This is a genomic window from Phycisphaerales bacterium, from assembly GCA_020852515.1.
Taxonomy (GTDB): domain Bacteria; phylum Planctomycetota; class Phycisphaerae; order Phycisphaerales; family UBA5793; genus UBA5793.
Genome location: JADZAS010000013.1, coordinates 362,879 through 378,041 on the forward strand (window position 1 = coordinate 362,879; position 15,163 = coordinate 378,041).

Consider the following 15,163-nt stretch of genomic DNA (forward strand, 5'->3'; position numbering starts at 1 on the left):
GCGCACCGCACCGCGCACGCGCACCGCGGCTTTCGCACACCGCGCTCGCACCGCGCCGGCTCCACGCCCGCGCACCCAACCGCCGCGCGCCTAACCCCCCGCCCCCTCCGGCACGCGCAGCTCACGACGCATGATCTTCCCCGTCGCGTTGCGCGGCAGCTTCTCCATCAAGTACACATCGCGCGGCACCTTGTACTGCGCCAGCCACTTCCTGCAGTGCGACCGCAGCGCCACCTCGTCAAACGTCGCGCCCTCCACCAGCTCGACGAACGCCACCGGCGCCTCGCCGCGCGATTCGTCGCGCACCCCGATCACCGCGCTCGCCGCCACGCTCGGGTGCTTGTTAAGCGCCTCCTCGATCTCGCGCGGAAACACGTTCTCACCGCCGATGATCATCATCTCCTTGATGCGCCCGGTGATGTACAGAAACCCATCCGCATCCTCCCGCGCCATGTCGCCCGTGCGCAAGTAGCCCTCTTCATCAAACGCCGCCGCCGTCTCCTCGGGCAGCTTGAAATACCCCTGCATCATGTTCGGCCCGCGCAGGCGCAATTCCCCATCCTCGTTCACGCCCATGCGCTGCCCGCTGCTGTCCACGATCTTCACTTCAATGCGCGGCAGGGCCCGCCCCACGCTGTGCCGCCGCGTCTCGCTCGGCCGGCACCAGTGGCTCACCGCGCTCGTCTCCGTCATGCCGAATCCTTCGTTCAGCGTCACGTTTAACCGCTCGCGAAACGCCTGCGACACCGCATCCGGCAGCGGCTCGCCGCCCGACACCACAAACCGCAGGCTGCTCCAGTCTTCCGCCGTCTGCTCCTTCACGTTCAAAAGCGCCGTGTACATCGACGCAATCCCCATGAACGCCGTCGGCCGGTGCCGCTTCATCAACTGCACGATCTTGCGCGGCATGAACCGCGCCGTGAATATCACCTTGAGCCCATGACTCAGCGGCAGCAGCGTCAACGCCGTCAACCCGAAAACATGAAACTGCGGCAGCACGCCCAGGATCACGTCGCGCTCGTTGAAATCCACCCACTCCATGCACTGCTCAACGTTCGCCGCGATGTTGCCGTGCGACAGCATCACCCCCTTGGGCTTGCCGCTCGTGCCCGACGTATACAGCAGCACCGCCAATTCATCGCTCCCCAGCCAGCGCGGCCAGCGCAAAAGCGGCGTCTGCCGAAAGTTCATCGCATCCAGACGCACCAGGCGCGGCCCGCGCGGCGCCTCGCCCACGAACTCCAGCATCGGTCCGACCGTCACGATCGTGTCGATCTCCGAATCATCCACCACGTACTGCAGGTCGCTGCCCTTGAGCAGATAGTTCAGCGGCACCACCGTCCGCCCGAGCATCCACACCCCCAGCGCCGCCATCGGAAACAGCCCGCCCGTGGGCAGCATGATCCCCACGTGCCGCGCCTCGCTCACGCGCTCCACCTCCGCCGCCACGTGCAGCGCCCCCGCCAGCACATCAACGCCACGCCACGACCGCTGGTCATCAACCATCATCACCCGCGCAGGATGGCACACGATCTGCCGCAGTATCGCCCAGGGCACACTCATGCCACAATACTCGACCCTTTCGCCGCGATATCAACAGGCAGCAGGCCTCCACTCCCCAAAGCCCAGGCATAGCCATGCCCGGGCGTTGTCCCGCAAATGAAATCTCAAATCGCAAATCACCCCATCACCCAATCACCCCCTCACCCCATCACCCCCTCACCCCCTCACCCCCTCACCCCGCCGCCCTGCCGCCGCTTGATCCACCCCCTCCCGCCCGCTATCAAGCATCCGGACTTATCCACAACCTCCACCCCCACCCGCCATGCCCGAACCGCTCCAACAAGACGAACAACTCGAACACATCGACATCCCCGCACACGCCTTCCGCACACTCGTCGAAAGCGTCGGCGTCAAGCGCTTCGCGTCCGGCATGGGCCTGTCCACCCGACAGGTCAACCGCATCCTCAGCGGCGCCCAGCCCAACCCCATCGACCGCCTCATCAAAAGCCTCTCGTGCTGCGACCCCGACGTCGGCGACCGCATCCTCGATCTCATCTGCCAGGAGATGGGCGGCTACTTCATCCGCGAAGAAACCATCGACGCCGCCTCCATCAACGCGGTCCGCGAATGCGCCGAAGCCATCGCCGCCATCAGCGACGGCCACATCTCCAAGATGGATGAACTCGTCATCCGCGAAGCCGTGGCCGCCTTGACCAGCCTCGCCCAACTCGTCCGCCGCCAGAAGATCCGCCGCATCACCGTCATCACGGAGTGACGGGACCAATTCCCCTCCTCCGGCTCTGCTCGCCACGAGGACCCAAGCCCGCAGCGCAAGCAAGGACCGCAAGGCCCGCAAGCCCGCAGCGCAAGCAAGGATCGCAAGGACCGCAAGCCCGCAGCGCAAGCAAGGACCGCAAGGCCCGCAAGCCCGCAGCGCAAGCAAGGCACACCGCCCGATCCAAGCCCCACGCGTAAGCACGAAGCCCCTTCCCCAAGCCACCAACGCAGCCCCGCTCTCCTGCTCCCCTCCCCGGCCCGAGCCCGGCCGAAGGCTCACCTCTCCCAGCGCCTCGTTGGACTGAGTCTGTCGAGTCGCCGCGCCATGCCCGGGCCGCCGTGGCCGCTTCCTCCGGCTCTGCGTGCCATGAGCCCCATCGAATGGCAGGGGAGGGCCAGGGTGGGGGTGATTCTCAACGAGCCCGAAGCGTCAGCGAGGAACCAACGACCGTCTGCGATCCTGAGCCTGTCGAAGGGCGCGTGTAAGCAAGGGGTGTTGGACGACCGAACTCGACAAAAACGACCTCGATCTGACGCCTGAGCCTTCCGGCCCCCTCACCCCTTAACCCCTTCACGCGCCCTTCCGGTCAACCGCTTTACCACCCATCCCCGCCCGAGTCCCAAGCCCCGCCAAAGCCCGCAACTCCATCTCCTGCAACCCCTTGCGCCGCTCTATTGCGTCGATCCACTTCGAAGGCCAATAAATCACCTCATGACGCCGCGCAGAAATACCGCGCTAATTCGTCTGAAACGCCACGATGTGGCCGAATAGAATAGAGCTCCAATGCGTTGGCGCAGAAAAACTGCGCGAAGCAGTAAAGGGACGGGTCTTTCCATGCTACTTCGGCTCTTCGGTGAAAACTTCCTCTCCTTCCGAGACAGGTTCGATTTGTCCTTCGTCGCCGCCGATCTCCCCGGAGAGCGCGGTCGAGGAACGTCGCCCATCTTCCCCACCGGCTCAGACGCGCCGCTGGATGTTCTGCGTTGTGTGGCACTATTCGGCGCAAACGCTTCGGGGAAGACAAATCTTCTTCGCGCTGCATCAGCCCTGGGGTGGCTAATCCGAGACTCGAGCCGAACTCTTGAGCCGGATCGGCCCATTAGCTTTTATAAGCCGTTCGCTCTGGAGGAGTCATTTGCGAACAATCCATCGAAGCTAGGCGCGACAGTTCTTCATGAAAACGTGCTTTATGAGTACGAGTTGTGGTTCACGGCAACTCGAATCGAATACGAGCGCCTTATTCGGCTTGACGCTCCAGATACCCCCCTAGTTCTCCGCAACGCACCCGATTCTGTCGAGGGGGAGCTGCGCTCAGCTAGTCGCCAAGTACAGGCGTTGCTTGCGAAGCCTCGAACCAACGTACCCATTCTCTCCTTCCTGGCTCAACATGGACCCGAGTCGGGTCCAGGAAGCGCAGTTGCACTTTCGAGGAGCTTTGCTACAAGGCTGCGATTCCGCGACTACTCTACTGCCCAAAACTCTGACTTTCATGATCCTGTCGCACGACGAATCCACCAAGAGCCTAGTTTTCATGAGTGGGTGCTCTCCAAGTTACTAGTCCCCGCCGATCTCGGTATTCAGAAGCTCGAAACTGAGGAGATTGATTTTCCGCCGGGGTTGTCCGGCGCACCGGAGGAGTTTCGCAAGCACTTTGTAGATAGGGGCCCATACTATCGTACATTACTCGTACACAAGGGCAATCCGAACTTTCGCTTCGATCTGGACAAGGAATCGTCGGGCACTCGCAAGATGTATAACCTTTCATCCGATTGGTGGTCTCTGGCTCATCGTAGCGTTACGACATTTGCAGATGAATTGTCTGCAAGCCTTCACCCGCTTCTTGTTGACCATCTCGTTCGATCGATAAACCACCGCTCCTGGGAGCCAGATCCGATGTCTCAGTTGGCCTTCGTCACGCACGATACAGGCCTTCTAGAATCTAGAGCGCATGAGCCCGCTGCGTTGCGACGCGACCAGGTCTACTTCACCAAGAAGCAAGAGTCGGGCGCATCCATCCTATACTCACTCGCAGAATTCAAGAACGAAGCTCGAGGAGTTCATAATCTTCGACGACGTTACCTCGATGATCGCTACGGTGCCATTCCGCACATTGAGAGAATCCTGATGTGAAGTCTCCGAAATATCAGCATATGTTGGATGGCCTGAGACGGCGCGAAGGCTGGCGCGAAACTACGCCTCGAATTGTTCTCATATTCGAGGATTCTCGTTCTGCGCCAAACTACTTCGAGGCGCTCAGGACATTCCGCCAAATTAGCAATCGAAGCATTATCGTCGACTACGATGAATCCGTGACTGACCCACATAGCGTCGTCAAGAGAGCGGTACAGTATCGGCAGGAGATGATTGAGGAGCACTCATTTAGCAAAGACGACGGTGATCAAACGTGGGTCGTTATTGACGTGGATCGACATGAGCGAATTCATGAAGCCATCCAGCTCGCCGAATCGCAGGGTATTGGCGTAGCGGTATCAAATCCCTGCTTCGAATTCTGGATCTTGCTGCACTTCGAGGAATGCGCTCCAGCCATCGCTGACTGTTCCGAGTTAATACGCAAGCATCTTCGCAAGCACATTCCGAAATACGAAAAGGGAACCGCAAAATTCTCCGAAATTGTTGCGATGGCGCCGCAAGCTTGCGAGAGAGCTGCAAGACAGTATAAAGCAAAGGCAGAGTGCGACCCGCTCAAGTGCGTGCCTTGCACCCTAGTGTACCGTCTTATTCAGGTGTTTCCGCCAGCGATCTCAGCCGAGTGAGCGGCTCAACAAATCGACGTCGGCGCGAGTCTCTTCCGGTTACTTACGGATCGAAAGACGGGTGGACAGTCGCATTCCTTGGTTCGCGGCTACCGTGGGCTGCAGTTGGGTTTGGCGCCGGAAGGCCACGCGCGCCGAGCGTGGGCTCGTTCGTTTTCTTCGCGATCGCTTGGCGTTCCGTCAGGGACGTGGCTCGGACCGTGGCGGCACTTCACACTCCGGGCCACCCCGGCGGACCAGCATAGCGAACTCGCCTCAGCAGCGTCAGCGCGAAAAACCGCTTCTCCGCCGCAAATTTGCGCACAAATCGCGGTGAACTGGTTTACCGTTTCGGCGCACGGGCGTCTCGGCATTGATCGACTCGCACGGCCCGCACCTAGCTCGACTTGCAAACCCTTCGCTTCTCGATGGTTTGCTGCCCGATCCGCAGATCAATTCGCACGCCGGCGCGCCGCCGCGACACTGCCTGGATCGCCTCCATCGCCCTCTCTCCGTGGACTTCCCATGCCTCTGCCACTCACTCCATCGCCGTCTCCAGCAGCAGCGACGACGACAGCAGCACCGTCAGCGCCCCGGCCCCGCCCAGCAGCATCGCGGTCGTGCATTCGCGCCTCGAACTGATCCGCCCCCTCATCGCCGCCGGCGCCGAGGTCAACGGCATCGTCGAGTCCACCGCCATGACGCCCCTGCACACCGCCGCGATGTGCGGCAATGAGCAGGCCGTGAAACTCCTCCTCGAACTCGGCGCCGACCCCGCGCTGCGCACCACGCGCGGCCAGAGCGCCGCCGAACTCGCCGCCGGCCCCCACCGCGACGACATCACCTCGCTCCTCAAGAAGCACACGAGCAATTGACGAGCAAGCGGCGGCTTCGACAGACTCAATCCAAGGAAGCGCCAAGAGAGTAGAGAGTAGAAAGTCGAACAGGAGATTCGACCCCTCGATCCCTTGATGCCTCGATGCCTCCCCTAGTGCCTAGTGCCCAGTGCCTAGTGCCTCGTGCCCAATGCCCAGTCCCCAGTGCCTCTCCTCTTGCGCCTTCTGCGCCTCTTCGCGGCCAACACCCCTCCGCGATCTCCGCGGCTCCGCGTGAGACTGACTTTCCCTGATGCCTGATGCCAAGTGCCTGGTGCCCCTCTTCTCTGCTCCCTGCCTCGGTGCCTTTCCTCCTCACCCCTTCTCCCCGTCACCCCTTCACCCCCTCATCCCCTCACTCTTCGTGCCCCTTTGTGCTCTTCGTGCCCTTTGTGGTGAGAGAATTCGCCCCCCGCGCGCCAGCGCACCGGGTCAGGCGCGACTTGTGCGCGACAGCGCCAGAAACGCAGAAAAACGGATTAAAACTCACCTGCACCCCCTCCAGAAAAATGAAAATCGACGAAAATCACCCAAAAGCCGCGACCATTTGGCGCTCTGGGCAAAATGAGCGTCATGGCGCGCACGGCGCTGCTCGAAAACCAGCGCACAGAAGCGATCCCGTGCGCAGGGCGTGCGCGCCACCCGGTGCGCGCCCGTGTTGGCACGCGATTTGCCTCGCACATTTCTGAAAATCGCCCCTGCCGCCCGCGCCACCCGGCACAATTCTTGCACGGCCCCCCACTGCGCCGCGCCCGGCCCCCGCACTCACACTGCAGAATCGACACCCACCGCGCACGCCAGCGCACGCGAATCGGTATCAGGTGATGACGCGCTGCAACGCCCCAACACGCCGCGACGGCGCCCCAGGCATGGCCATGCCCGGGCGTTGTTGCCTCGATGCCTCGCTCCCTCGATGCCTTCCCGATCACCCCATCACCCACTCACCCACTCACCCCATCACCCACTCACCCCGCTTGACGCCTGATGCCTCGATGCCTTCCCCTAGTGCCTAGTGCCTAGTGCCTAATGCCTAATGCCCAGTGCCTCTCCTCCCCATCACCTCCCTCACTCCATCGCCGTCTCCAGCAGCAGCGACGACGACAGCAGCACCGTCAGCGCCCCGGCCCCGCCCAGCAGAATCGCGATCGTGACGAACGCGCCCAACAAGCCGAGACCATCGATCAGCCCCTGCGCCAGCAGCGGCCCGCTGGCGGCGAAGACCCACGCGCCGCCCATCATCAGGCTCGACGCGAAGCTCGTCCGATGCGGCAGCAGGCGCTGGGCCACGGCAATCGACACCGGCGTCGCCGATGCAAACCCGACGCCGGCGCAGATGGCCAGCGCGACCGCGACCCACGGCGACGCGAGCGGGAAGCAGATGATGGCGGGCACGCCGATGATCGCCGAGCCGACGAGGATGCCCTTCTCCCTGCCGGGCCGCACGACGAAGGCGCCCAGCAAGCCGCCGATGCCCATGCCGATGGCCATCGACGCCTGCATGCGGCCGTTGAGAATCGACGACGATTCGCGCAGCGAAGCGTCGAGCGCCGCGGCCCCGCTGGCGCTGAGCGTGATCGACTCGGCCCAGCGCACCACCAGCGTGACCAGCGCCTGGTTGACGGTGAAGCGGGCGATGTTGCCGGCGTACAGGATGGCGACGGAGCTCCAGCGGCGGCGGACTTCGGCCGGCGAGAGAGCCGCAGCGCGGTCGCCGGCCTGGGTGTGCCGATGCGGGATCGCGCCCACGGCGAGCCAGAGGGCGATGGCGCCGACAACGCCGGGCACGACAAACCACATGAGCGAGCGCAGGCCGAAGGACTCGTTGAGCCACGGCACGAGCAGGCTGCCGGTGGTGCTGCCGATCATCCCGCCGGTGAAGAAGACGGCCACGCCCATGGATCGGCGCCGGCCGGAGAGTTGGCCCATGGCCGAAGCGCCCACGGGGTGGAATGCGCCGATGCCGGCCGTGGCGACGGCCTGGAGGATGAGCAGTTGCGAATAGGTCGTAACAAAGCCGAGCATCGACAGGGCCAGCGCCGCGCCCAGCAGGCCAAGTGGCCCGAAGATGCGGGTGTTGTAGCGATCGCTCGCGGCGGCGACGACGGGCTGGATGAGCCCGCTGCACAGCGAACCGACCGCCAGCAGCAGCGCCCCCTGCCCCTGGCTGATGGTGATGCGCCCCTCGAGGACGCTCAGCAGCGGGATCACCGTCATGGAAAAGCAGTCAACGATGACGTGGGCGATGACGAGGACCGAGAGGCGCTGGGTGACAAACGTGATGGCGGCCGGCGCTGCAGCGGAGACGATGGAGGGCCCGACGGCCGCAGCGGGCGGCTGGATCACGACGCCGACCGCGGCCGGCGCTGCGGCAGCGCCGGGAGTATCAACTGCAACGGGGGACGACATGGACGATAGTAGTCGAGCCTCGCTGCGCTCAGGCGTTCGGGCAGCACCTGAATCGGCGCTGTTATCGCAGGGGATTTGCACTCACGCCACGGGCGGATGGATCGGCACTTCGAGCACGAAGCAGGCGCCCCGGCTGCGCTGCGTGGATGCGTCCAGCCGCAGCTCGCCGCCCATGTCGCGAGCAAGGCTGCGGCACAGCGCCAGGCCGAGGCCGACGCCTGCGGAGGCTTCCCTGGTTGCCCGCTTGCCGCGCTGGAACGGGGCAAACAGCCGCCGCGCGGTTTCGCCGTCGATGCCCGGGCCGTGGTCGCAGACGTGGATGAGCACGCGCTGGCCGCCGCGTTTGAGTACGAGGTCGATCCGGCGCGGGTCGTTGCCGTTGGCGTACTTACACGCGTTGTCCACGAGGTTGGTGAGGATGCGGCTGACGCTGTCGCGATCCACGTGCACGGCCTGGTCGGCGCCCAGTTCGCTGTTGATGCTCAGTTGCATGCCGCGCTCATCGCACTGGCGCTGGAGCAGCGGCGCCACTTCATCGAGCAGCGCCCGCACCTTGACGGGCTGGGGCGAGGTGTGCTGGCGGCCCTCTTCGAGCCGGGCGTACGCGAGGACATTTTCGACGAGTCGGGCAAGACGCGATGATTCGCTTCGCAGGGTTTCGAGGTACTCGCGTCTGCGGGCCGCGTCGGGCACCATGTCATCGGCGAGCATCTCGGAGTAGAGGCGGAATGTGGTGAGAGGCGTGCGAAGTTCGTGGGTGACGGCGGAGGCGAAATCGCTGCGGCGCCGGCCGTAGAGCAGGCTGGCGTGGAGCATCAGGCCGCCCACGCTCAGCGCCAGCAGCACCACGGCCCAGACGATGACCAGGGCCAGGCGGGTGGGCGTGAGGCCGGCGGCGCTGGCGGCGACGGCGGGAACGCCTGTGACGCTGGCGGGAACGGTGGCGAGATTGACCAGCGGCGCCGCGTCGCCGGCGTCGCCATCGTCGAGGCGCGGCACCAGATCGGCCTGCGGCATAAGGTCGGCGACCTCTTCGATGAGCGTGGCGCGAAGGCGCGGCCAATCAACAAGAAAGCCCTGCAGATGCTGCTGTCCGCCAGCGCGGATGCAGCGGAGGTAGATGAGTTCAGGCTGCGACGCCGCATCGCCGACCCACAGCGGCACGAACGGACCGACGTGCACGGCGTCCGACTTGGTGAAGATTGGAGGCGGCGACAGCGATCCGATGTCAGCCGTCTGAGGCTGCGGCGCCACCTCGAACTGCTGCGACTCCGTCTGGTGGGCCTCGTTGCTCTCGATGCTTCGCGCTGCCCGCTTGACCTGCTCGATGTTCGACCAGGCGATCTGCGCCTTCTGGTAGTTGCCGCCGACGTCGTCCTGCGACTGGAACATCTGCGCCGGCGGCGGCTCGGGCGTCATCGCCAGGGCCGCTTCGGCGTCGAGCACGCGGGCCCGGAGGTCGTCGATGGGGATCAGGATCGCGATGCGGTCGAGCACGGTGTTGCAGCCGAGGATCTGCTCGGAAGTGAGCACGGTCGACTCGGCGAGATCGCGGTGATTGCTCGTGGGCACCTGCGGCGAACTGAGCCGGTTCTGCGCGTCGATCTGAAAGTGGAGCGTGATGATCGGCTCGCGGAAGGTGAGCAGCGGCGAAGGGGTGAGCACCGCGCCTTCGTCGATGGGAGTGAGCATGCGGGTGTAGGCCCGCTCCTGCGGGTAGTAGGACAGGTACTCGAAGTAGGGCCGGGCGGCTTCGCGGGCGAGGCGCGGGCCGAGCCAGGAATCCATCCGCCACAGCGCCAGGCGCAGGACTTCCTGCCGGCGGGCATCGGCGCGGGCCCGGATCTCCGATCGTTCGAGCGCGAGCACCGCCGAAGTCACCCACGCGAGCGCCAGGACGACCAGCGCTGCGCCCAGCGCGAACCATTTCCACCATGCGGAGGGAGGTCTGCTCATCGCGGCTCGATCTCCACTTCACTGCTGAGCATGTACCCCTTGCCGCGCACGGTGGCGATCATCTCGGTGTCGTGCTCGTTCACGGCGAGTTTGTCGCGCAGTCGGGCGACGTGCATGTCAACAGTGCGCGTCTCGACGCCGCGCGGGTCGATGCCCCACACGCGGTGGAGCAGTTCATCGCGGCTGATGATGCGGCCGGCGTTGGCGGCGAGGTAGCGCAGGATCCCCGCTTCGCGCTGCGAGAGCGTCGCGCAGCACGCGCCGCCCTGCACGACTTCGCAGCGGTCGAGGCGGACGATCATGTTGCCCAGGCGCAGGCTCTGCACGTCACTGGGGCGTTCGGGGCTGCGGCGGAGTACGGCCTCGACGCGGGCGAGCAGTTCGCGGGCGCTGAAGGGCTTGATGACGTAGTCGTCGGCGCCGCTCACAAGGCCGCGGACGCGGTCGTCTTCGCTGCCGCGCGCTGTGACCATGATGACGGGCAGCGTGGGGCGGGCGGCGCGGAGATCATCGAGGATGCTGTAGCCGTCGCGGCCGGGCAGCATGACATCGAGCAGGACGAGATCGATGGAGGCTTCAACGGCCATCGCCGCGCCGCGCCGGCCGTCGGCGGCTTCGAGCACCTCGTAGCCGGCGTAGCGGAGCGCATCGACAAGGCCTCGCCGGATCGCCGTGTCATCTTCAACTACCAGGATGGTCTGTTGCGTCACGACTCGATCCTCGCGGGCAAGGGATCATACCGCATGGCATCCCGCGGCGGGCGCGGCAGCGGCGTGGCGCCGAAAGGCGCCACGCCGCAAGGTGTTCGGGGGGAAGGCTCCCGAACGAAAGGGGTCGCTGCCGGAATCAGCAGTCGTCAATCGTCAGCTGAGTCTGCTCATCCTGAGGCTGCTCGGCCGCGGGCTGTTCGAGCGCGGGGTCAGGCTTGAACTGGAAGCCCTTGGCCTGAGCCTGAGCGCGAATCGCTCCACGCAGAGCTGCGTCGAACGAGCGGTCGGCGTCGCCCTGGTGCTTCTTCATTTCTTCGTTGACGTAGGCCTGGCGCTTGGCGCTGTAGTCGGTGATTTCTTTCTGAATTGCTTCGCGCTTTGCGTTCACCTCGGCGATGTGGGCCTGCTTCTGCTCGAGCGTCATGCCGCGCATGGCTTCGGGGAGTTCCTCGTCCTTGACCTCGGCGAGTTTGAAGTCCTCGGCCTTGCAGGCATCGACGAGATCCCAGCCTGCGTTCCAGTAGAGGCCGCCGCCCTTGGTCGAGCAGCGCTGAGCCGCGGTGGCGGTGTTGAGCGACTGGGCGTTGGCGTCCTGAAGAGCCTGGTTCATCTTGCCTTGCTCGCCCGCAGCGCCGTAGGGGATGTAGGTCTCGTTGATGGCGCTGCTCAATTCAGCCAGCTTGTCGTCGAAGGGAGAGGCGATGACGATGTTGCCGTTGTTGTGATCGATGGCGGCGTAGTGTCCATCGGCGAGCAGGGCGACTTCGCGCCAGGCCGGCGCGATCTGATCAGCCGGATTGCCGCAGTAGATGGCGTTGACCATGACGCCGCGCGAGATGAGGCTCTTGCACACATCGGGATAGCGGAACTGCTGGTCCTGATCGGCGGATTCGTTGCCGGCGACGACGACGAGCTTGAGCGTGCTGTCGGAGGGCGTCCAGTCGAGCTGTTCGCCGGCTTCGCGCAGGACACGGCCGACGAGTTCGGTGCCGCCGTTGGTGCGCAGGGCGAACAGTTGGCGCGAGACTTCGTCGAGGTCTTCGGTGAAGGGGCAGTCGATCTTCACCCAGCCGTCCTCGGCGATGTGGCCGTCGTTGCCGTAGGTGAGCAGCGCCACGCGCAGGCGGGGCGTGGGCGTGGCGAGCGCCAGGTCATTGACGATGTCCCAGAGTTTGAGTTTGGCCGCTTCAATCAGGCCATCCATGCTGCCGCTCGTATCGAGGCAGATGGCCAGTTCGACCGTGCGGCGGCCGGCCTCGCGCTGATGCAGCACGATCGGGGGGAGCGCTCCGACGCCTTCCAGGTGAATCAAGACTTGGCGCTCGTCCATCGGCAGGATCTGCTCCTCGGCCGTCTGAGGCGAGGGGTTGTCAGGCGGCGCGGCAATGGCGAGACTGCACGTAGCGGCGAGCAAAGCGGCGGTGAGTTGAGCGGTGTGCATCGGAATCTCCTTAGGTGGTGGGTTGTAGCGCTCCCTTCGCAGAGCCTCCGGGTCGCGGCTCAACGAGGGGTGTCAGCGGCACGTTACGGTGATGGCGCGTTGCGCACGAGGATGTTGCGGCCTTCGTAGCGGAGCATGATGTCGCCGTCGAGCGAGAGCACGCCCTGGCGATTCTGGGTGATGAGCGCCTGCAGGATGGTGATGTGCTCGGGGCTGCCGAACTGCACGGTTTCGTCAGGCGTGATGGGCTCGCCGGGAGTTTCGCTGGGCGTGATGAGTTGCGAGTCGATCCAGCAGCCGTCGCGCTTGAAGAAGGCGCGGTCGCAGACCTGCTGCACGGCGGAGATTTCGACGCGATTGAGTTTGTCATCCACGTACCGGTTCTGGTAGTTCAGTTTGGCCTGGAGTTTCTGCTCGTTGAAGTTGACGCCCTGGTTGACGGCGCTCTGGCCCCAGCGCTGCTGGACGGCGCGCGTGTCGAGGTTCGTGTTGCAGTTGGCCTGAAGGTTGTTCCAGTCAGAGAGATCGGTGCCCTCGGTGGCGAGGAACGCGGTGTACTCGGTGAGGATGCCGAACTCGGTGGACAGGCGCAGGATCTCCTCGGCCAGCTCGCGGTAGCGCGGGTCTTCAAAAACCGGCGTGTTGTTGGTGATGCTGCCGACCGAGGCGGCGCCGGCCTGGCGAATCTGATCGACGAGATAGGCGATGCGCCGGCTGGCCCACAGCCGCGGCACAAACGCGTTGCGGGTCGTGGCGCTGCCCAGGTCGAACTCGAACTCGAAGGTCTTCTGCTCGCCGAGGAAATCGCCCGTCAGGCGGAAGTGCAGCGGCGAAGCGTCGGCATCGGGCCGGCGGTACTGGCCGAGCACGATGAGTTGATCGCCGTCGAACAGATCCGGCAGCGCGGAAGGAATGAGTTCGCGCACTGCGGCGCCGGTGGTCACCTGGCCCTGATCGCCAATCGTGTCCAGACTCGCGTTGGCAAGGACCGGGCCGGACAGACGGCGGAAGGTCTGCGCGACCTTCAGTTCGACGTCTTCATCCGGCTGCACGTAGACCGACACGGCGCGCGTGGCGTCGGAAAGGCGATCGAGCAGGGGGACGTTGACGTCGTTGCCCACGCCGAAGGTGAAGATGCGCCGATGCTGGTGGTTGCCCTTGTCGGCCAGGGCGCGGATGTCGACCTCTGAAGTCTGGCCGACCGTCGGCAGGCCATCGGTGAGGAAGAGCACGAGAGGCAGGCGGCCTTCGGTCGATTCGTGCGTCTTGAGCGCTTCGACGAGGGCGTCGTGGATGTTGGTCCCGCCGCCGGCGCGCATCATGTCGAGGTAGACGCGGGCGGCGGCGGCGCTCTTGCTGTTCTTCTCGACGGGTTGATTCGAGAAGAGCGAGACGGTCGTTGAGAAGTCGATGATGTTGAACGCTTCGCCATCTTCGAGGCCTTCGAGCACCTGAAGGGCTGCGGCCTTGGCCTGGTCCATCTTGGGCCCGGCCATGGAGCCGCTGCGGTCGATGACGAGCGTAACCTCGCGCTTGATGCCGGGGCGCTGGTCTTTCGATTCGCCGGGCAGGCCGGCGACGAGCAGGAAGTAGCCGCCTTCGATCTTGGGATCGGGATAGGCGTAGAGCGAAGCGGTGACGCCCTGCTGCTCGCGCAGGTAGGAGAGGCGAAACGAGCCGGGGTCCATCACGCTGCCGGGCGCGATGCTGGCCTTGAGGTGATTCGGCGAGATGCGCTTGGTGTCGAGCGTGTGGCTGGGTGAATAGACCATTGAGATCGGCGGCCGGGACTGCATGTCAACCTGCACGTTCCACGGATGCCGGCGGTCGAGCGATTCGCTTCGGGGCAGGATGTAATCGACGCGCGGGCCGTCGACGGGGAGCAGGTGCTCGTAGGTGAGACGGACCTTTTGCGTGCCTCCGGCGGGAACGGGAAAGACGCTCGAGCGGACGAGGTTGTAGCCGGCGAATTCGAGCAGCGCGGGGTCGCGGACTCTTGCGACGATGGCGTCGTAGAGGCGGCGGGCTTCATCGCGGCGCATGACCTGGGCGGTGGGCTCGGCGGACGCGCCCTCAAAGAGGAACGAGCCGACGACCGCGCCGTCGGGCACCGGCAGCAGCAGCACCGCTTCGGCCTGGGCCGATGACGCGTTGCGGAGCGACACTTCAAGGGTGGTCGTCGCGGTCGAATCGAGGATGCGGACCTGCGCATCGACCTTGTCGATGAGGATCGGGTCGCCTTGGCGAGTGACGTTGAAACTGCGGGCCTGGGGTACGACGACCTGCGTCGCGCTGCCGAGGTTGGAGCGGATGATGATCTCGATCTGCTGGTCCTGGGCGGCGGCCGGGCCGGCGAGGAGACCGAGGAGGGTGAGGAGGGTGGTTATCAGGCGTGGTCGTCGCGATTGCTGGCTGAGCATGTGCCCGGCTCCTTGCTCGGTGTTGAGGCGGTCTCCTTTCAATATACGTTCAATGCGGAGGTGCTTGCGCAACAACGGCGTAACGACTTGCGGCCCACTTCTTTGGGAAAAACAGGTCGTGTTGACCGCTGAACCGCCTTGACAGCGGCGCGTCGGTTCCGGTATGCTGACAGGGATGGATCATGGCGAACGTGTCCTCGCCGGATTCTGCCTGTCAGGACCAGTTGCGACACAGAGAGGGGAGGAACGCATCTGTATTCGCGCCGGCAGTCGCGCGGCGCGTTTTCATTGGCAGGATGATCGGAAGCGTGGAACGGGGGC

The 15,163-nt window shown here is 64.7% G+C and carries 10 protein-coding genes; 4 read left to right on the plus strand and 6 right to left on the minus strand.

Translation table 11 applies throughout. The annotated features are described in order from the left end of the window. Positions 1-90: 90 nt before the first annotated feature. Entirely contained in the window at positions 91-1,563 is a 1,473-nt protein-coding gene (locus IT430_07670; GenBank protein ID MCC6907801.1) for an AMP-binding protein, read from the minus strand. 262 nt (positions 1,564-1,825) lie between these two features. On the opposite strand from IT430_07670, the gene IT430_07675 reads away from it, so the two are divergent. From IT430_07675 to IT430_07690, 4 genes are all read left to right on the plus strand, one after another. Next, complete coding sequence (locus IT430_07675) at positions 1,826-2,278, plus strand: hypothetical protein (protein ID MCC6907802.1); 453 nt, start codon at positions 1,826-1,828, stop codon at positions 2,276-2,278. Positions 2,279-3,115: 837 nt separating this feature from the next. Beyond that, positions 3,116-4,411, plus strand: a complete 1,296-nt coding sequence (locus IT430_07680; protein ID MCC6907803.1) for an ATP-binding protein — start codon at positions 3,116-3,118, stop codon at positions 4,409-4,411. Then, a complete protein-coding gene (locus IT430_07685) occupies positions 4,408-5,055 on the plus strand; it encodes an RloB domain-containing protein (GenBank protein MCC6907804.1) in 648 nt (215 codons plus the stop codon). The genes IT430_07680 and IT430_07685 overlap by 4 nt, the downstream gene beginning before the upstream one ends. Before the next feature lie 599 nt (positions 5,056-5,654). Further along, a complete protein-coding gene (locus tag IT430_07690; GenBank protein MCC6907805.1) occupies positions 5,655-5,909 on the plus strand; it encodes an ankyrin repeat domain-containing protein in 255 nt (84 codons plus the stop codon). Positions 5,910-6,974: 1,065 nt separating this feature from the next. Here the strand turns inward: IT430_07690 and IT430_07695 are convergent. The 5 genes from IT430_07695 to IT430_07715 form a co-directional block, all read right to left on the minus strand. Then, entirely contained in the window at positions 6,975-8,315 is a 1,341-nt protein-coding gene (locus IT430_07695) for an MFS transporter (GenBank protein ID MCC6907806.1), read from the minus strand. A gap of 81 nt (positions 8,316-8,396) precedes the next feature. Beyond that, on the minus strand, positions 8,397-10,271 hold the full coding sequence (locus IT430_07700) for a HAMP domain-containing histidine kinase (protein MCC6907807.1): 1,875 nt from the start codon (positions 10,269-10,271) through the stop codon (positions 8,397-8,399). Then, complete coding sequence (locus IT430_07705) at positions 10,268-10,981, minus strand: response regulator transcription factor (protein ID MCC6907808.1); 714 nt, start codon at positions 10,979-10,981, stop codon at positions 10,268-10,270. Before IT430_07705 ends, IT430_07700 begins: the two co-directional genes overlap by 4 nt. 136 nt (positions 10,982-11,117) lie before the next feature. Beyond that, positions 11,118-12,422 carry a VWA domain-containing protein gene (locus IT430_07710; protein MCC6907809.1) on the minus strand — a complete coding sequence of 435 codons (1,305 nt, stop codon included), beginning with the start codon at positions 12,420-12,422 and terminating at the stop codon, positions 11,118-11,120. A gap of 83 nt (positions 12,423-12,505) precedes the next feature. Continuing rightward, positions 12,506-14,842 (minus strand): VWA domain-containing protein, encoded by a 2,337-nt coding sequence (locus IT430_07715; GenBank protein MCC6907810.1) that lies wholly within the window; start codon positions 14,840-14,842, stop codon positions 12,506-12,508. Between the last annotated feature and the right edge of the window lie 321 nt (positions 14,843-15,163).

Bases quoted from the DNA above. Each gene is read 5' to 3' on its own strand.
- IT430_07670 (MCC6907801.1), bottom strand. From the start codon at position 1,563: ATGAGTGTGCCCTGGGCGATACTGCGGCAGATCGTGTGCCATCCTGCG.
- IT430_07675 (MCC6907802.1), top strand. From the start codon at position 1,826: ATGCCCGAACCGCTCCAACAAGACGAACAACTCGAACACATCGACATC.
- IT430_07680 (MCC6907803.1), top strand. From the start codon at position 3,116: ATGCTACTTCGGCTCTTCGGTGAAAACTTCCTCTCCTTCCGAGACAGG.
- IT430_07695 (MCC6907806.1), bottom strand. From the start codon at position 8,315: ATGTCGTCCCCCGTTGCAGTTGATACTCCCGGCGCTGCCGCAGCGCCG.
- IT430_07700 (MCC6907807.1), bottom strand. From the start codon at position 10,271: ATGAGCAGACCTCCCTCCGCATGGTGGAAATGGTTCGCGCTGGGCGCA.
- IT430_07710 (MCC6907809.1), bottom strand. From the start codon at position 12,422: ATGCACACCGCTCAACTCACCGCCGCTTTGCTCGCCGCTACGTGCAGT.
- IT430_07715 (MCC6907810.1), bottom strand. From the start codon at position 14,842: ATGCTCAGCCAGCAATCGCGACGACCACGCCTGATAACCACCCTCCTC.